The sequence below is a fragment of the Lutibacter sp. Hel_I_33_5 genome (assembly GCF_007827455.1).
GTDB lineage: Bacteria > Bacteroidota > Bacteroidia > Flavobacteriales > Flavobacteriaceae > Polaribacter.
In genome coordinates this window covers 814,315-834,622 of sequence record NZ_VISM01000001.1, presented here as the reverse complement: position 1 = coordinate 834,622, position 20,308 = coordinate 814,315, and the positions used below count along the sequence as shown (strand labels likewise).

8 protein-coding genes are annotated in these 20,308 nt (G+C 29.8%); 3 read left to right on the top strand and 5 right to left on the bottom strand.

The window, feature by feature from the left end; genetic code table 11:
• Positions 1-43: 43 nt before the first annotated feature.
• The 5 genes from OD91_RS03560 to OD91_RS03540 form a co-directional block, all read right to left on the bottom strand.
• A complete protein-coding gene (locus OD91_RS03560; RefSeq protein ID WP_144895024.1) occupies positions 44-9,721 on the bottom strand; it encodes a T9SS type B sorting domain-containing protein in 9,678 nt (3,225 codons plus the stop codon).
• 117 nt (positions 9,722-9,838) lie between these two features.
• Entirely contained in the window at positions 9,839-15,361 is a 5,523-nt protein-coding gene (locus tag OD91_RS03555; protein ID WP_144895023.1) for a T9SS type B sorting domain-containing protein, read from the bottom strand.
• Positions 15,362-15,409: 48 nt separating this feature from the next.
• The gene (locus OD91_RS03550; RefSeq protein ID WP_144895022.1) at positions 15,410-16,255 is read right to left on the bottom strand and encodes an ABC transporter permease; all 846 of its coding nucleotides are present in this window, start codon (positions 16,253-16,255) and stop codon (positions 15,410-15,412) included.
• A gap of 58 nt (positions 16,256-16,313) precedes the next feature.
• Positions 16,314-17,213, bottom strand: coding sequence for an ABC transporter ATP-binding protein (locus OD91_RS03545; RefSeq protein WP_144895021.1), 900 nt, complete (start codon positions 17,211-17,213; stop codon positions 16,314-16,316).
• A gap of 156 nt (positions 17,214-17,369) precedes the next feature.
• Complete coding sequence (locus OD91_RS03540; RefSeq protein WP_144895020.1) at positions 17,370-17,861, bottom strand: plasmid pRiA4b ORF-3 family protein; 492 nt, start codon at positions 17,859-17,861, stop codon at positions 17,370-17,372.
• A 74-nt stretch (positions 17,862-17,935) separates the two neighbouring features.
• On the opposite strand from OD91_RS03540, the gene OD91_RS03535 reads away from it, so the two are divergent.
• Genes OD91_RS03535 through OD91_RS03525 form a run of 3 tightly spaced genes read left to right on the top strand, consistent with a single transcriptional unit; the run spans position 17,936 to position 20,245 of the window.
• Positions 17,936-18,355, top strand: a complete 420-nt coding sequence (locus OD91_RS03535) for a PaaI family thioesterase (RefSeq protein WP_144895019.1) — start codon at positions 17,936-17,938, stop codon at positions 18,353-18,355.
• 1 nt (position 18,356) lies between these two features.
• Positions 18,357-19,208, top strand: a complete 852-nt coding sequence (locus OD91_RS03530) for an alpha/beta fold hydrolase (RefSeq protein ID WP_144895018.1) — start codon at positions 18,357-18,359, stop codon at positions 19,206-19,208.
• The gene (locus OD91_RS03525) at positions 19,205-20,245 is read left to right on the top strand and encodes a chorismate-binding protein (protein WP_144895017.1); all 1,041 of its coding nucleotides are present in this window, start codon (positions 19,205-19,207) and stop codon (positions 20,243-20,245) included. Before OD91_RS03530 ends, OD91_RS03525 begins: the two co-directional genes overlap by 4 nt.
• The last annotated feature ends 63 nt before the right edge of the window (positions 20,246-20,308 follow it).

Below are 20,308 nucleotides of genomic sequence, written 5' to 3'. Positions count from 1 at the left end.
AAAAATATCCGTACAAACAATTAACAAAAAAGAAAACTAAATATTAATTTTTTATTAAGGAAAAATGACTTTTATGATCTCTTACTTTCCCTTTTTTATCAACTAAATAAACAGAAACCCAATAATCACCAGAGTCTAGAACTTTACCGTTAAACGTTCCATCCCAACCATTTCCATCTAATTTTATTTCTTTAATCACTTTTCCGAATCGATTATAGATATAAATTTCACTAGTAGGAAATGTTGTAGAATCTGCTCCTCTTACTGTCCATGTATCGTTGACTCCGTCGTTATTTGGTGTGAAAAAAGTGGGTAGTTCTATCACAGAAATTTCAAAACTGGTTGGAATTCCTTCATTATCACAGCCGTATTTATCTCTAATTAATATAGTATAAAAACCACCTTTTAAATTTTCAAAAACAGGTTCATCTTGATATTCTCTTACGATTTCTCCTTTTCTGTTTAGTAAAGAAAATTCATAATCGCCAGGGCCTAAATTGTTATTCTTTATATTGATGATGATGGAGTTGTTATTTTTTTCTTCAATTACCGTAATATCTTTTTCTGCAATAAAGGCAGCATTAGATTCTAAAACATGAATTACTTTTTCAATAAAACAACCTGTTTCTGGATTGGTTGCAACAGCTTTATAATCCCCACCTTTTGAAACATCTACTTGATACGAATTACTTACGATATTTCCTTCTGGGTCTTCAAAATGATAAGAATATTGTTCTGTTGGGTTTACTACTCTAAGATTCGTGATAGGGTTGTTTAAACAAAGAACTTGTGGTGTTTCAACTTCTAATTCTGGTAAGGGATAAACAATCAATCTAAAAGAAGCGTTGCTGTTAAAACAACCTGTTATTTTATGTTGAATTCTTGCATAAATTGTTTCTTGTGGTTTTGAGTTTGCATATGCTGTTTCTAATGGATTTAAACCTGTAAATGCATCATCGGCATTGGTATAGAAAGTTATATTGTAATCTTCTATATTTTGATTGCCTGCTAATAATTCTGGTAATTGAACAGATAAATCGATATTCTGAACTAGTCTATTTCTTGGGTCTCCATCAAAAGCATCATCACATAATACTAAAGTGGAGATTTCTTCTAAGTAGTTGATTCTTGGTTTTTTATTGATGATAACATCAAAATCTTTAATTTCTGCTCTACATTGAGTTTGTAAGTTTGTAACGCTAACATAAATGGTTTGTCGATGCGCTATCGTATTATCAAAAGCCTTTAAAATTGGATTTTCATTGTTTTTGGCATCTTTTTTACTTAAAAAATAACGTACCGATATTTTATTTGAACTTTGACTTCCTAAGATTGTGGCAGTTTGTAATCTTAAATTAATGTTATATGCAAAACCGTCAAAATCATCATCACAAACTTGTAAATCTTCTACAAAATTTGAAATAGGTAATGGATTTACTATTAAATCAAAATTAGTATTACTAGAAAAGCATCCAGTTAATTTATTGGTCACTCTTACATAAATAGTCTGTCTATCTCTATTTGCATTTGTATAAGGAGATATTAATGGTTTTACTCCTTCATTAGCATGTAATTCTGAAATATGATAGGTTACAGTAAAATCACTTGCGTTTAAATTACCTAAAACATTACTTGTTTGGCTTTCTAAATCAAAATTTTGAACAACACCATTTGTGGCATCTATATCGCTTAAATTATCACAAACTTCTAAATTTTGAACAGGTTGTGCAGTTGGAGAAGGGTTTACTTTTAAGGTAATGTGGTGTCCAAAATATATACAAGAGTTATTACTAGTATTGGTAACTCTCACATAAATATTCTGAGTATTGGGATAGCCTATATTTCTATAACTACTTGGGTTAATAATATGGTTTTTATCAGTTTCTGCATCGGTATAATTTCTATAATATTTAATAGTTATATCTTCTGTAGAAACATTGAGAAGTGTTGTTATTTCTTGAGTTGTACTACTAAAATTAAAAAATGTAATTCCGTCATTATTGGAATTGTTTTTTTGTTCATCATCGAAATCATCACATTCTGAAAACGTTTTTAAATAGGTATTTGGAATATTAGTAACCGATACTTTTAAGGTTATTTTAGTACTACTAATACAGTTAAATTCTGAAGCTGCTCGTACCCAAATTTCTTCATTATTTTTACCAACATATAACAACGTTTTTGGTAAAGAAAAGGCATTTAAGTTATTGTCAGCATCATTTTTTGTCGAATGAAATGTGAACTTTTCTATTGTATATTTTTTAGAAAGCATAGGTAATGCTTCTTGTAAATTAAATATTGCAATTCCATCAATATCGATATCACACTGAGTTAATTTAACATCTTCTGATAAAACAGGTAAGGGGTTAACAATCACTTTAAATGATGTTTCGTTAGTAAAACAACCAGTTGCATTATTTGAAACTCTAATAAATATTGTTTGCTGATTCTTTTTTGTTAAAGAGAAAGGTGACTTCAAAGGATTTTCTCCGGAAGCTGCGTCTGATGGTGAAACATGATAAGTTACACTTAAATTTGCTGTATTTTGTGTTCCTAAAATTATTGGAGTCTGTTGTTCTAAATCAATATCTCTAATTAATCCATCAAAATCATCATCACAAATAATAATATCTTCTGTTGCAAAAGCAATTGGAATTGGATTTACTATAATATCGAAGGAAGTGTGATTGTTAAAACATCCTGTTTTATTATTGGTCACTCTAACAAATATTTTTTGTTGATCTTTAATGGTGTTCGTAAAAGGTGATGTTATTGCGTTAAATCCAGCTTTTGCATCAATAGGAGATAAGTGATAAGTAACTTTAAAATCGGTTGGGTTTTGTGTACCTAAAATAGTTGTAGATAAACTTTCTAAATCTATAGATTGCACAATACCATTAATTGCATTTCCATCGTTTAAATTATCGCAAATTTCTAAGTTTGGTAGCGTTTTAGCAGAAGGTATGTTGTTAACTTCTAAGGTAATATGACTTCCGATATAAAAGCAACTAGAATCAATTGTACTATTTACTCTTGTAAAAATATTTTGTAACATTGGTGCGCTACTATTTCTATAATTTGAAATATCTATAATTGCATTTTGTTGATTCTGGGCGTCTTCTTGATTTTTATAATATTGAATAACTACCTGATTTTGGTTTCCTCCTAAAATCCCTAATAATTCTTGTTGAACTGATCTAAAGTTAAATGTTGAAATTCCGTCATTGTCATTGTTATTTTGATTGTCGTCACCATTACTGTCTAAATAATCATCGCACATAGTAAACGTTCTAGAAAAGCTTGATGGAATGTTAGTAACAGAAACAATTAAATTAATTTGAGCGATGTTAAAACATCCTGTAGAAGAAATAACTTTTACCCAAACTTTAGCTGTATTTGTTGCATTATAATTTGCGATCTCTTGTTGTGTAAGTACATTATTATCTAATTGTAAATCTGTAAAAGAGGTATAGAATTTAAATTCTTCATTTATAAAATTAGTTGATATTAAAGGAATTGCATTCAATAAATTAAAACCAGTTGTACCGTCTACATCAATATCACATGCCATTAAATCGACATTTTCATTAATAACAGGTAATGGTTTTACAATCACATTAAAAGTAGAAGAACTTGTAATACAATTCGTAGTATTATTTCTAATCCTAACATAAATTGGTTGCTTGTCTTTTGTAGTATTGGTAAAAGGAGAGTTCAATTGATTATTTCCTATATCTGCATCATTCTGAGTTAAATGATAGGTAACCGTAAAGTTATTTGGGTCTTGACTGCCAAGTAATATAGTTGTCTGACTTTCTAAATTAAAAGAATCAACAAATCCATCGGTATTATTATCACATATTTCTATGTCATTCAATTGATTTACAATAGGTAGAGGATTCACAATAATATCAAAGCTGGTAACATTATTAAAACAGTTGTTCAACTTATTTGTAACTCGAGCATAGATTGTTTGTCTGTCTTTTATCAAGTTTTTAAACGGAGAACTTAGTGCATTTGTACCTGTATTAGCATTAGATTGACTTAAATGATAAGTAACCGTAAAATTAGAAGCGTTTTGTCCACTCAGCAATATTGGAGTTTGACTTTCTAAATTAAAAACGTCCACAAATCCATCTGTATCATCATCACAAACCTCAATGTTATTTATAGTGCTTAATACTGGTAAAGGGTTTACAATTACATTAAAAGAAGTGGTAGCAATAACACAGTTAGAGGTGTTGTTTTTTACTCTAACATATATGGTTTGTTGGTCTTTAGTAGTATTGGTAAAAGGAGAACTCAAAGAATTATTTCCAGTATCTGCATCTTGAAAATTAAGGTGATACGTAACCGTGAAGTTATTTGGATCTTGATTTCCTAAGATGGTATTTGTTTGGCTTTCTAAATTAAAAGCGTCCACAAAACCATCAATATCTGTATCACAAAGTTCAATATTGCCAACAGAGTTTGCAATTGGTAATGGTTTTACAACTACATTAAAGGTAGTGGAGCTTGTAAAGCAATTCGTTGTATTATTTCTAATCCTAACATAAATAGGTTGCTTATCTTTTGTAGTATTGGTAAAAGGAGAACTAAGCTGATTATTTCCTATATCTGCATCATTCTGAGTTAAATGATAGGTAACCGTAAATTTATTTGGATCTTGGCTACCAAGCAATATAGTTGTCTGACTTTCTAAATTAAAAGAATCAACAAATCCGTCGGTATTATTATCACATATTTCTATGTCATTCAATTGATTTACAATAGGTAGAGGATTCACAATAATATCAAAACTGGTAACATTACTAAAACAATTGTTTAGTTTATTTGTAACTCGAGCATAGATGGTTTGTCTGTCTTTTATCAAGTTTTTAAACGGAGAACTTAGTGCATTTGTACCAGTATTTGCATTCGATGTACTTAAATGATAAGTAACCGTAAAATTAGCTGCGTTTTGTCCACTCAGTAAAATTGGAGTTTGACTTTCTAAATTAAAAACGTCCACAAATCCATCCTTATTATCATCACAAACCTCTATATTATTTATAGTACTTAATACTGGTAAAGGGTTTACAATTACATTAAAAGAAGTAGTAGCGATAGCACAATTTGTAGTATTATTTTTAATCCTAACATATATACTTTGTTGATCTTTAATGGTATTGGTAAAAGGGGAGCTTAATGAGTTACTCCCTGTATTTGAATCTAAAGGATTGGCATGATATGTAACTGTAAAATTATTAATATTTTGATTTCCTAAGATTGTATTTGTTTGACTTTCTAAGTTAAAAGTGTCCACAAAACCATCAGTATCGGTATCGCAAAGTTCTATATTACTTACAGGATTTGCAATTGGTAAAGGCTTTACGTCCACATTAAATGTAGTAGTACTTGTGTGACAATTGGTTGTGTTATTTCTGACTCTCACATAAATAGTTTGCAAATCTTTTATAGTATTAGTAAATGGAGAACTTAATTGGTTAGTTCCAACATCTGCATCATTTTGAGTTAAATGATAGGTTACTGTATGGTTTGTTGGACTTTGATTACCAAGTATTGTATTTGTTTGACTATCTAAGTTAATTGAATCTACAAATCCATCAGTATTAGTATCACAAACTTCAATCGTATTAACAGGATTTGCAACGGGTACTGGTGTTACAATAAGATTAAACGTTGTTTTGTCATTAAAACAATTTGTAGTTGTATTTGTTGCTCTAACATAAATTGTTTGTTGATAGTTTACAATATTTGTATAGGGTGATGTTAACGCATTTACACCTAAAGTTGCATCAGATTTTGATTGATGATAGGTTACATTAATTTGATTAGGGTTTTGACCTCCTAATATTATTGCTGTTTTAGATTCTAAATTAAATGATTGTACAATTCCATTATTAGCATTACCATCGGTTAAATCATCACATAATTCAATATTATTAACTTGTTGTGCAACTGGAATAGTAGTAACATTTAAAGTAATATGATGTCCAATATAAAAGCAAGTAGCATCTAATTTACTATTTACTCTCACATAAATGTTTTGTGTTCCTGGAGAACTACTATTTCTATAAGTATTAATATCAGTAATTTTATTTTGCTCTAAAGTTGCGTTGGCAAAATTTTGAAAATATTCTATAGTAATCTGATCTGAACTTACTCCTAAACTCGTGATAATTTCCTGTGTAACACTACTAAAATTAAAGCTCGAAATTCCATCTGCATCACTATTGTTGCTGTTATTATTTCCATTTGTATCTAAAAAATCGTCACAGGCAGTAAACGTTCTAGAGAATGTATTTGGAATATTTGTTACCGATACCGTTAAGTTAATTTGTGCAATTCTAAAACAACCTTTATTAGAAATAGCTCGTACCCAAACTTTTTTGTCATTTGCGCTAATAAAATTTGAAGATTCTACTTGAGTTAATGCATTTGTATTGGCTTGCGCATCAACTAGGGTAGGATAGAAGATAAAAGTTTCATTTACATAATTTGTGGAAATTAATATTGAGGCATCAAAAAGATTAAAACTTGTTTGTCCATCTACATCTGTATCACATTCTTTTAATGTAACCTCATTAGTAATGGTAGGTAAGGGGTTTACATATAAAGAAATGACATTAGAGGTTTCATTACAGCTATTTCCTGTTCTTTCTTGTATTACTCTATATTTATAATTATTTAATGATAATGATAAATTACTTATTTGTAATGAGGCCGTTGTTGCGCCTAGATAGGTAGAATTATTAGTGATGGAAGACCAAGTAGTTCCATTATCTGGACTTACTTCCCATTGATAGGAATCCGCCGTTGTATCTATAGTAATTACTGGATTAGTTCCTTCACAAAAAGTAACATCAACAAATGCTGTATTTATAGTGATTGGCGCAAAATTGATGTAATTTGTACTAGGAATAGTATATCCATCAGTTGCGTTTGTAACAATACCATTACTATTTGTTGTTAAAGGAAATTGTCCAATATAATTATCGGAATCATTATCAATAAAACCAGCTTCAATCACATCAAAACAACCATCGTTGTCGCTATCTAATTCGGCAGCATTAATTTTGTTATCACTATCTGTATCATTTACAGAATAATTTAAAATTCCGTTATCTGTATTGGTTTCTAAATTATTTACTAGACCATTTATACCTACAAGATTTGTTGCATTATCAATTATACCATCTAAATTTGTATCTGGTAAGTTGTGATTAGCTTCGAAAACATCATAAATTCCATCGTTATCAGCATCCAAATCAAGATAATCTTTTACGCCATCATTATCAGTATCTGCAATAGTTAGCGAGTTAAAAATGTTATCTAACCCATCAGAATTATCATCATTTCCTGAAAGAGTAATAATATTTCCTGTATGCTCAATTAAATCTGGAATTCCGTCATTATCAGCATCTAAATCATAAGCATCTTCAATTCCATCATTATCAGTGTCTTTTGCAAAACATTTAAGTTTAATATTACTTGCAAATTCTGTTGTAGCACCAAAATTACTCTGTTGATGTTTAAATGTTAAATTGTCAATATTAGTACTAACAAATTTAAAAGGAGTAGTTCCGTTTGGTGTTGGATTGAATACAAACCGAATTTCTACAGCAGAATAATTGGTTACACCAGTTTCATAAGCACCGTCAAAATTTGTATCCACTAATAAAATGTTATCTGGATCTATTAATGTGATGTTTTTTGAATTTGATCCAACTTTATATGAAAAATTTTCACCAGTTATTATAGTATGACTAACTGAAGGGTTTTGAATAATTTCTACACTAGAAGGTTTGTTAAAAGTTAAGGTATAATCTACATCAGAACTTAAAGAAGGAGGGATTTGAGTTGTGAAATTCCCTGTAATATCTCCAGAAACTGTTGATATACCGTTTTTATTTGTAGTTGAGGTTACAAAAGTAGTATCCGTATTTCCGCTTAGAAAAATTAATGAAGGCTGATTTACATTGTTGAAATTTAATGTAGCATCCCCTAAGGATTCATCACAATTTAAGATTCCGTCATTATCAATATCTACATCTAGATTATCGATTATGTTATCATTGTCATAATCTGTAGGACAAACACTTACAGGTACAATTGGTGATTCAAACTCTCTGTTAGAGCAAGTTACGGTTCCTCTTAATTTATAGATACCACCTTGGGTTGGCTTATATGTATTTGAGTTTGTGCCTACAAGTACAAACCCAGTTCCATCATCATAAAACCATTCTAGTTTATCAAATAAACCAATATTTTGTGCTTCTAATGTAATATTTGGTATACAATCTAAGTTACTTGCTAAACCTGAATTAAAATTAATTTCTGGTGGTGATGGAAACCCAGAATAAAAGCTTCCAGAAGTTGCAACACCATTTCTATTAAAATAGGCACAGTATAACTCACCAGTACTTTCAACAGAAATATTTCCAGTTAAACCAGTTACTTTATACGTTACATAATTAGGTTTTCCAGAAACATTAAATGGTCCTTGTGCTGCAAAATTAGAAATGTCTTGTCCATTTATAGAAACTGTTTCATTTACATTGGTAACAATGCTTAATCCACCGTCATAATTTGTTGAACCAATTACATCTATAGATGGAATATTATCTACATTTCCTCTATTTTCACAACTTATGGCGGGTACTAAAAACATTCCTTGATTTGCTTCACTAGTAGTAGCTCCAATACCCTGATACGCAAAAACATTTTCAGATGTTTTTACATACATATTACCATTTACATTAAAGTTATTTCCTTCAATTAAATAATAATCACCTGCATTTATAGTTGTTGTTGGGGTCGCTGCACCATTAATACTAATACTTGTATTGTCTGTATGCGCAACAATTAAAATATTTTCCCAACCATCTAAACCATCACCCTTAACAAATACATATTCTTTACCTAATTGAGAAATATCAACAATTTGGTCAATTCCAAAATCTCTACCAGTTCCATTATGAAAACTTCCATTGGCAGAACCAACATTAACAACTATAGGATTATCAGAAGTTACCAAAGCACCAACCAAACCATCTCTATTGATTACACTTTCTGAACTATTTGTAGCTACAATATAGCTTTCTCCTTCATTTAAAGTAACATTTACAGGTAACGTTCCAGCGTAATTTTTAATGCTTATTCCAGCAGGTAAATCAGAAAACACCACATTGGTATTATCTTCCGTAGCCATTACTGAAACAAAATTCAAATAATTTGTTTGCGGATTTTCATTGGTATAGCTTCCAACTCTAAAAGTTTTTCCAAGTCCAGACAAACCTTTACTTACTAATGCGCCAGCTTGAGTAGTTCCTCCAGCTCTTGCTCTAACAGAAACATAAATAGGTTCTTGGGCTTCAATGATATACCCTTTGTTATTTGTAACTGTGCTTGTTTGGCTAGACTGTTGAAACAATTGACTGTAACCAGTTCCTATATCAACTCTAAGTGGAGTGCTATTAGAAATTGTACCTGTAATATTTGAGGCAGGTGGCTGTCCAAGAAGTTTTATGGTATATGTTATGTTGTTGGCACTAGGTGTAGAAATATACAAATAGTGATCTTCGGGATTGGCATTACCAAATTCTGCATTGGTAATTGGCGGTATATAATGTTTCTTACTTAATTGTGAAAAAGCAGCATTAGTGCAAATACACAACAATAAGAAAATTATAATTCTAGGGGGATTATAATTCTTCATTACTTTAGGGGAGTAATTTATCTATCTATTTTATTAATTAAGGGTACGTATGTTTTTTTATTGCTTTACATATTTTTTGTATTAAAAATGTCCATAAATATATACTTTTTTTTAAAACTATTTCCTTAGTAAAGAAAAATTTCCTTTTCGCTCTCTTGCATTACCAGATTTATCAACTAACATAATTGAAAACCAATAATCGTCTGAAGGCAGTGTTTTTCCATTGTACGTGCCATCCCAACCTCTTCCATCAATAGGAACTTCTGCAACTGCTTTTCCAAATCGATTAAAAATATAAATTTTACTTGTTGGATAAAAAGTGGAATTAGCTCCTTTAATTCCCCAGGTATCATTTATACCATCATTATTTGGTGAAAAGAATTTAGGGAATTCAACTACTGATATTGATAGTTTTACCGGAACTCCGTTAATATCACAGCCATTTTTATCACGAACTAAAATGGTGTAAATTCCACCAACTAATTGATCGAAAAATGGATCGTATTGATAGTTTCTATAGGTATTTCCGCTTTCATCAATCAAGGCATATTCATATGAACCTATTCCTAAATTTTGATTACCCGTATTTATTTTGATTGAATTATTATCTGAATCATCAATAATAGTAATGTCTTCGTCTTTTATTTCTGCAATATTAGATTCAGTAACTTCAACAGTTCGTTCTCTAATACAGCCTGTAACTAAATCTGTAGCTATTACTTTGTAACTTCCTCCAGAAAAAACATCAACATTGTCTGTAGTACTTAGTGTTGTTCCGTCAGAAACTTTTGACCATTTGTAATTATATATTGCTCTAGGGTTTTCTACTGTTAAATTTACCGGTGGATTATTTAAACATACAATTTGTGGTGTTGTTACTTGAAAATCTGGTAACGGATTAATAATTAATTGAAATGTTAAGTCATCATTTACACAGCCAGTAGCTTTGTTTTCTATTCTAACAAAAATTGTTTCTGTTGGTGTAGAGTTTGTGTAAAATAATGGTAAAGGATTACTACCAGAAGTAGCATCTGTTTGATTTGAATGAAATGTTACATTAAAAACATCTTCATCTTGTGTCGTACCAAGAATTGTAGGAATTTGTACTGTTAAATCAATAGTATCTATTAATCCATTTGTATCATCTCCGTCATTATCATTATCACATAATGATAAATTAGATAATGTACTATCTGGATTTGCTAATGGTTCTTTATTGATAATAACATCAAAATTTGAAATTCCATTTGCACATTGTGTTGTTTGATTAAATACACGTACATATATTGTTTGCCTATCAGCAACAGTATTTGAATAAGGACTTAATAATGGATTAATATTTCCTTGTGCATTTGCTAATGAAGTATGATAACTAACGCCAAATTGTGTTGGATCTTGATTTCCTAAAATCCCTGCTGTACGACTTGTTAAATCGATAGATTGAGAAAATCCGTTACGTGCAGAACCATCTGTATTATCATCACAGATTTCTAGATTTGGAACAAAATTTGCTACAGGAACAGGATTTACAATTACATCAAAACTTGTATGGTCTGTAAAACAACCACCATTTGTGTTAGTTACTCTAACATAGACGGTTTGTTTGTCTTTTACTGTATTTGTAAATGGAGAAGTTTGTAGATTTAAACCAGAATTTGCATCTGCAGATGATAGATGATAAGTAACAGATAAATTTGGATTGTTTTGATTTCCTAAAATTGTACTGGTTTGACTTTCTAAATTAAATGACTGCATAAATCCGTTTATGTTGCTGCCATCTGTGGCATCATCACATAATACTAAATCAGATACATTTTGTGCTGTTGGTACCGAATCTATTTGTAAGAAAAATTCTCCAAATCCTTCACAATCATTATTTAAAGTACTTAAAATTTTATAATAAATAGGAAACCTTATACCTGTTGATGTGTCTATTAATGCACCATCAGCTCGTATTTTTGAGATGTTGTTTCTATAATTAGAAATATTAATTGGGTTTAAGGAAATATCTCTATCGTTTTGACTTTCATAAAATGATAACGTAGTATTTGCAGGTGCCGAAATTCCAATAATAGCTTCATCAAAAGAAGACTTTGGAAAATTTGTAATTTGATCTATATCAGAATTATTTCCAGGAGTATTATTTCCTTGTGTGTCTAAAAAATCATCACATTCCGGAGGGAAAATATTACTATATGGGTTATTTGGAGTTTGCGCAACATTAATAATTAATTCTGTTAACACACCTGCACAACCAAATTCTGAAATAGTTTTTACCCAAACATTTTTAGGTTGATTAAATACAACATCGTAATTTGTTGGGTTCACAATAAGATTAGTTCCAGCTTGGTCTTCATAATATTCAAAAGTACCATTTGGATTGTCTGAGATACTAATTTGTGATAAGGTTAAATTTAATGTAGTTGATGTTGAGTTTTGTGTATCAATACATTGCTTAATTATGACAGAGTTGTCTTTTATAATTGGTAAAGGGTTTACTGTCAGTACAATACTTGTAGAAGTATTTTCACAGCTATTTCCAGATCTATTTTGCTTAACTCTAAATTGATAATTATTATAGGTTAACGGAATATTTGTTATTTGTAAATCTTTTGTGATTGAACCGTTATAAATAGCATTATCATTAATAGTTGACCAATTAGTTCCATTATCTGTACTTACTTCCCATTGAAAAACATCTGCGGTTGAATCTATGGTTATTGTGGAAGTGGAGGCTTCACAAAAAGTAACATTTTCAAAAGGAGTGTTTAAATCTATAGGTGCTATAGTTATATAATTTAAGTTTGGAGCAGTATATCCATCAGGGATATTAATTACTTTCCCGTTTGCATCTACTTGAACAGGAGAAGGACCAATAATATTATCGTTATTCGGATCTAAAAATCCAGCTTCAATCACATCAAAACAACGATCTCCATCAGCATCTAAATCGACTGAGTTTATTCTGTTATCACCATTTATATCTGAAGTAGGTGTTTTTAGAATTCCACTATTTGCTGTTGTTTCTAAACTATTAACTAATCCATTCGTACCAACAATTGGGTTATCTATAACTCCATCTAGATTTGCATCTAAATTATGACCAGCTTCTGTAGAATCATAAATTCCGTCGTTATCAGAATCTACATCTAAATAATCAGGAATTCCGTCTTTGTCAAAATCTGAAATAGTTAGGTTGTTAAAAACATCATCTAATCCATCTAAATTTGTGTCGTTTCCTGTTAAACTAATTTTTTGACCTGCAAATTCATCAAAATCTTTAATTCCATCATTATCAGAATCTAAATCTAATGCATCTTCTATTCCATCACCATCAGAATCTTTTGCGAAACAGGTTAATTTTATATTTCCAGCAAAACTTGAGGCATTACTTACATTACTTAGTGTATGTTTAAAGGTTATTTTATCAATACTATTTCCTGCAATTTTAAAAGGAGTTGTTCCTTTAGGTGTAGGGTTTATTTGAAAGCGTATTTCAGTTGCATTATAGTTATTAATATTACTTTCATAAACTCCATCAAAATTAGTGTCAACTAATAAAATATTATCTGGGTCTATTAAAGTTATGTTCTTGTTATTGGGTGTAATTGTTAGTGAAAAATTTTCACCTGCAACATTTGTGTGAGTTATGGCTGTATTCTGCGAATATTCAATATGAGACGGTTTACTAAAAGATAATTCGTAGGATACATCTGAATTTAATGCTGGTTCTATACTTGTTGTAAAATTACCTGTTATATCGCCAGTCAAAGTTGAAGTTCCATTCGAAATAATCTTTGTAGTTACAAATGAATTATCAGTAGAATTATCAAGAAAGTTAAGTACAGGTATATTAATATCTGTTAAATTAATTGTTACATCTCCTCGAGATTCATCACAATTTAAGATTCCATCATTATCTGTATCAATATCAACATTATCAATAATAAGATCATTATCGGCATCATCAGGGCAAATACTTACAGGAACAATTGCAGATTCAAAAACTGCATTAGAACAATTTATTACGCCTCTTAGTTTATAATTCCCAGGATTTGTTGGTGTAAATTTGGCTGTTATATTTCCTGTTGGTTGGAACCCGTTTCCGCTGTCATAATACCATTCAAATGTATCAAAAGCACTTGTGTTTAAAGCTTCCAATTTTACATTTGGAATACAATTACCTAGAGTAACAACTGTTGCGTTAAAATTAATTTCTGGGGGTGACGGAAAGCCTGAGTAGAAACTCCCCGATGTAGCAAAACCACTACGATTAAAGTATGCACAATATAACTCACCAGTACTTTCTACTGAAACATTACCAGTTAAACCATTTACTTTATAAGTTTCATATTTTGTATTACCATCTACAGAAGTTGGACCAATAGTATTGAAAGAATTAATAGGTTGTTTATTAACTAAAATAGTTGCTCCTTTCTCTGAAACAACTGTAATTCCACCACTAAAATCTGTATTTCCAATTTTATCGATAGCTGCGATGTTATCTACATTCCCTTTATTTTCACAACTTAAAGGAGGAACAAAGAACATGCCCTGATTTGCTTTACTATTAGGATTTCCACCTATTCCTTGATAAGCAAAAACTGACTGAGAAGTTTTAACATATAAATTTTCATTTGTATATGAATCACCTTCAATTACGTAATATTCTCCTGCATTTATTGTTGCAATTTTTTGATTATTATTAATGAATATTTCTGTTTTATCTATGTGAGCTACCAATAAAACATTTTCCCATTCATCACCTATAGGCGAATTACCACCATTTCCTCTAATAAAAATATATTCATTTCCAACTTTATTGAAATCTACAATTTGATCTACACCATAATCTCTTCCACCTGTTCCTGTAGAAAAACTACCTGTAATAGAGCCAGTATTTACAACAATTGGTTTGTCTGATTCTATAAGTGAACCAACAATATCATTAGGGTCACCAGAATTAACCCCAGCTTGTACTGCGATAAAGTATGATTCTCCTTCTTGTAATATTGTTTGAATAGGTGTGTTTCCAGTATGGTTTACTATTGCTATCGAATTAGAAAAATCTCCAAAAGTTACTTTGGTATTATCTTCTGTAGCCATTATAGAAGCAAAATTTAAAAAACCATTTCCTAAAACTCCTTGCCTAACAAAGGCTCCGACTCTAAAAACTTTTCCTAATCCAGATAACCCTTTACTAACTAATGCCCCTGCTTGATACCCTGAGACTGCATCAAATCTAATAGAAACGTAGATAACATCTGTTGCCTCAATAATATATCCTCTATCTTTTATTATAGTATTTGACAAGTTAGAAGGAGCTGTAAATTGTGTGTCTCCATCTTCATCCAATATAGCTATGGGGTTAGACGGATCTTCACCGTCTTCTACTATTCTGTAAACAAATGGACTATTATTAGAAACAACCCCACTAAATATCTTGTTTGGAAAACCAACAGGTGTAACAGTAAATGCTACATTATTCTTTGGACTTGAAATATAAATATAAGTTTCCTTAGGTAAATCATTTTGATGACCAGTAATTGGCGGAATATAATGTTTAGTACTTAATTGTGCATGTATATTTGAAATTGTAAAAAAACAAAACAAAATAATAAAATAAATACCTGATCGCATGTATTTTTGAAGTTTAAATAGTATAACTCCAAATATATTTAAAAAGTATTATAAATCTCTCTTTTTTAACAAGACATATGATAAGTAAATAAAGATAGCAGTCCAAACAGAAACTATAATAATATCTGTAAACTGTACAGAAAAATCTTTACTTAAATTTTCTCCAATTTGGTTGGCAACAGAACGTACAGCACCTAACCTTGTAAACGGTTCTTTAATTAGGTTTGTCATTGCTTCTAAAGGCAAAAACTGCATAATATTATTTACACTTTCAGTTGTGTTTGAAACGTCTTTAAAGCTCCAAAATAAATAACCTTTTAACATACTTTCAATAAAAAACCACACTAACATTGCAGCAACTGCAAAAGCCGAACGTTTAATTAAGATTCCTAAAAATAATCCAAAGGAGAAAAAACCAACTAATTTTACAAAAAAAGCGAGCATGTATTCTAGGTCGGAACTAATTATTGCAAATTCATTATAATCTGAATAGATAAGACCAAGAACTAATGAAACAATAAATACAAAAACTGTAGAAGTTAGAGCAAATACTAGAACAGTATAAAATTTAGATAAGATAAATTCTTTTTTACTTAACCCGTCAATTAAATTTTGTTTAAGCGTTTTGTAACTATATTCATTTGCCATCATAGAAACAATAACAAGCAATAAGAAGAATTTGAAAATTGAAGCCATATAACTATTAAAATGCCAGATATATGGAAAATTAAAAATGCCTTGTTCAGCCAAATGAAATTTTACAGGACCAATATCAAACTTAATCGCAGCAATTAATGCAATTGATGTAAGTAAAACAAAATAAATTATAGATAATACTTTACTAGCTCTGTTATGTTTTATTTTATGAAATTCTATAGAAAGTAATCTTAGCATAATGTATGTTTTTTATCAAGTTAGTTCTAGACTGCGCTTGAACTGACAGCGTAATTGTTTAGTTGTTGTTGGTTAAATCTAAGAATTGTTGTTCTAAGCTTGGTTTACGTTTTACTAAGTGTGATAAAATCAATCCATTTTCAAATAAATATTGATTTATTTCTGTTGAAGAAATATCACTTTTTAAGGTCGCAATTATTGTTTCATGGTCTTTAGTAACTTTTACAATTGCTTCATGATTTTCTAAAATAGTTAATAGTTTTTCTTCATTTTCATCAATCTTTAGTTCAAATAAACCATTAGAAGCTGTCATTTCATCAACTCTTCCACTGTATAATTTAATTCCTTTTCTAATGACTACAACATGGCTACACACTTTTTCTACTTCATCTAATAAATGAGAAGCGAGTAGGATAGTAGTTCCATTTTTAGCAATCTTTTTAATTATTTGACGTATCTCATGAATCCCTTGAGGATCTAAACCATTAGTTGGTTCGTCAAGAATTAAAATTTCTGGATTATTTAATAAGGCAGAAGCAATCGCTAAACGTTGTTTCATTCCTAAAGAATAGGTTTTAAACTTACTATTTCTTCTTTCGTAAAGATTTACAACTTTTAATTTATCATCAATATTTTCTGTTGAAACACCTTTAATTTTACATATCAGCTTTAAATTTTGAGTTGCTGTCATGTACGGATAAAAGTTAGGTCGCTCTATAATAGCACCTACTTTTTTAAGCGCTTGATGCGTTGATAAATTACCGTCAAACCAAGAGAATTCTCCAGAAGTTTTATTAACTACGTTTAAAATAATTCCTAATGTGGTTGATTTCCCACTACCGTTTGGACCTAAAATTCCATAAACATTCCCTTTCTTAATATCAAAAGATAAATTATTTACAGCGTGAACAATTCCGAATTTTTTGTCAAGGTTTTTAAGCGATAAGATTGTTTCCAAAGAAGTTGATTTAGTCGATTATGTGTATATGACGACTAATTTACAAATTTGTTACTGGAAAAATTGTGGATTTGTTTATTTGTGTAATTGTTTAACTTAAAACAATATTATTTCTGCTTTAAAAAACGAATAAATAATTACATAAATAAACATTTATTAATATTCATTAAAATCGTAATCATCATAAGGATCTATATCATCCTTAAATTCATCGTCTAAATCTTTTCCAAAATCTTCTGCTTTAAACTCTTTTTCTGGAGCTTCTTTAGGAATTTCACCAACAGAAAGTAATGTTTTGGATTCAGTAATTAATTGATTATTAATATCTACAACTTCAACATAAAATGTCCACATATGCAAGAAATCGTATACATAAATAAGCTTATCATTAGTATTTACTAGTGTTTGATGCAAAATACAAGAAGCCATAGAAATCCCTTCACCAGCTTCTGCCATGTTAAATAATGGAATTTCTTCACCTTGATTCCATTCATCATCAGTTCTGTAAAAAGAAGCCATTTCTAAACCGTTAAATCCAAAAGCTTTTGCAATTGTAAAATGCAAATCCTCTAAATTAATCGTATTATTAATAGTTATTGTTCTAATTACATCTTCTTGAGTATCTAAAATTACTCGAACTTTGTACATAATAATTGATAATTTCTAATGCAAAAATACAATAAAATATATGTACTTTTACTGTGTATTTTAAGCGAAATTTTATGGATAAAAAAGCAATAATAGACAGATTAAACTTAATGTGTAAAAACACATTAATGGAAACATTATCAATGGAATTTATTCATGTTGATGATGAAACTATAACCGCAAAAATGCCTGTTAATTCTAGTGTGCATCAACCTTATGGATTACTTCATGGAGGAGCAACAGCTGCTTTAGCAGAAACAGTTGGAAGTTGTGCTTCTGCCATATTTTTAAATGATGATTCAAAATTAATATTAGGAATTGATTTAAGTATTAACCATATAAAAAGTAAAAGAGAAGGCGAAGTTTTTGCAACTGCTAAGCCAATTCATAAAGGAAAAACTACACATTTATGGGAGATTAGAATTGTTGATGAAAATGATGCGTTAATTTCTATTGGTAAACTCACAAATATTATTGTAGATAAGAAAAAGTAGTATGAAGCTTCTTACTAAAGTTTTAAAAATTACAGGAATCGTTTCTGTTGTTTTAATATTAGTTTGTTATTGGGTTTTTGTAACATTTACAACACCAAAATCCGATAACGAGGTTTTAGAAGTTTTTACAAAAAGTGCTATTCAACCCAAATTAACTAAAGAAAAATTTAAAGGTTTTGAATATCGAAAACTTGAAATAAAGTCAGATACGGTTCTGCCAACTATTGTATTTGTCCATGGTACCATAGGTTCGTCCACAGATTTTTCTAAATATATGTTAGATAGTTTGTTGCAAGCAAAAGCTAATTTTATTTCTTACGATAGAATTGGATATAATTATAATGATAAAAATGATGTGCAAGAAAGTATTGCTTTTGAGAATGCATTGTTGCTAAATGTTACCAAAAACCTCAATAAAGACAACACAATTTTAGTAGGATATTCTTTTGGTGGTCCAATAGCGTTAGCAACAAAAGAAAAGTTTAAGAAAGTTGTTTTATGTGCACCTGCAGTTTATAGTAAAGCTGAATTTATGCCATGGGCGTTAAATTTTTATCAATGGAAATTAACACGCTGGTTAGTTCCAACTATTTGGAAGCAAGCTTCTAAGGAGAAATTGTCTCACGCAAAAGATTTAGAGAATTTTGAAAATAATTGGAATACAAGTCCAAATAATATTATAAGTATTCACGGAACTACTGATTGGATTGTACCGTTAAGTAACTCAGAGTTTTTAGAAAAGCAATTTAATTCTGAACAATTTAAATTAGTAACGATTGAAAATGCTGGGCATGAATTAATTTGGAGTCATTTTGACTTTATTAAAAAACAACTTTTAATACATTTAGATTGAAAATAGTTAAACAAATAGAAGAATCATTTCAACAGAAATTACCCTTTGTTGCTTATAGGAAGCCAAAAGAAAGTTTAGTTTCCGGCTTATTTCAAAAAAATGATGAAGTTTTTTTTACTTCTGATTTTTCCGAAAGTGGTTTTGTGTTTGCTCCTTTTGATGCTGAAAAACCTAAAATATTAATTCCGAAAGAGCAATCAGAATTTATACAAGAAACAATTACTATTTCAGGAGAAGTAATTTCAACAATAAAAAATGTTAACTCTGATATTTCAGAAAAAAAAGAACATCTAAAAATGATTGAAAAAGCAATTGAAGCTATCAATCAAAATAAAATTAAGAAAGTTGTTTTATCGAGAAAAGAAGAAATTGATGTCTTAGATTTTAATATTGTTGAGGTATTTAAAAGGTTATTACTTAAATACAATAATGCCATGGTTTATGTATGGTATCATCCGGCAATTGGTTTATGGTTAGGAGCTACACCCGAAACATTTTTAAAGATTGATGGTAAAGAATTTACAACCATGTCTTTAGCTGGAACACAAACGTTAAAAAAAGACAAAAAAATAGTTTGGAAAGCTAAGGAAATTGATGAACAACAATTAGTTACAGATTATATTGTAGATAGTCTTTCTAACATTTGTGATGTAATTTCTATAGCAGATAGAGAAACGAGTATTGCAGGAAATTTGGTGCATTTAAAGACAAAAATTTCTGGAAATATAAAAGATCAAAATTCTAAGTTAATTGAAAAACTACATCCAACACCAGCTGTATGTGGAATGCCTTTATTGGCTTCGAAAGAATTCATTAAGGAAAATGAAATCTATAAGAGAACTTATTACACGGGGTTTTTAGGAGAGCTTAACATAGAAAATAAAAAATCTGAACTTTTTGTAAATCTCAGATGTATGAAAGTAGAAAATAATAAGGCTATTATTTTTATTGGTGGCGGAATAACAAAAGATAGCATTCCAGAAAAAGAATGGGAAGAAACCATTGCCAAGGCTCAGACTATGAAATCTATTTTATAAAAAAAAAGCTATAAACTTTTACGTCTATAGCCTTTTAAATGTATAAAATTTGAATTAATTATT

What these genes read in the sequence shown, in the direction of transcription:
- OD91_RS03560 (WP_144895024.1), bottom strand. Translation starts at nt 9,721, where the DNA reads ATGAAGAATTATAATCCCCCTAGAATTATAATTTTCTTATTGTTGTGT.
- OD91_RS03555 (WP_144895023.1), bottom strand. Translation starts at nt 15,361, where the DNA reads ATGCGATCAGGTATTTATTTTATTATTTTGTTTTGTTTTTTTACAATT.
- OD91_RS03550 (WP_144895022.1), bottom strand. Translation starts at nt 16,255, where the DNA reads ATGCTAAGATTACTTTCTATAGAATTTCATAAAATAAAACATAACAGA.
- OD91_RS03540 (WP_144895020.1), bottom strand. Translation starts at nt 17,861, where the DNA reads ATGTACAAAGTTCGAGTAATTTTAGATACTCAAGAAGATGTAATTAGA.
- OD91_RS03535 (WP_144895019.1), top strand. Translation starts at nt 17,936, where the DNA reads ATGGATAAAAAAGCAATAATAGACAGATTAAACTTAATGTGTAAAAAC.
- OD91_RS03530 (WP_144895018.1), top strand. Translation starts at nt 18,357, where the DNA reads ATGAAGCTTCTTACTAAAGTTTTAAAAATTACAGGAATCGTTTCTGTT.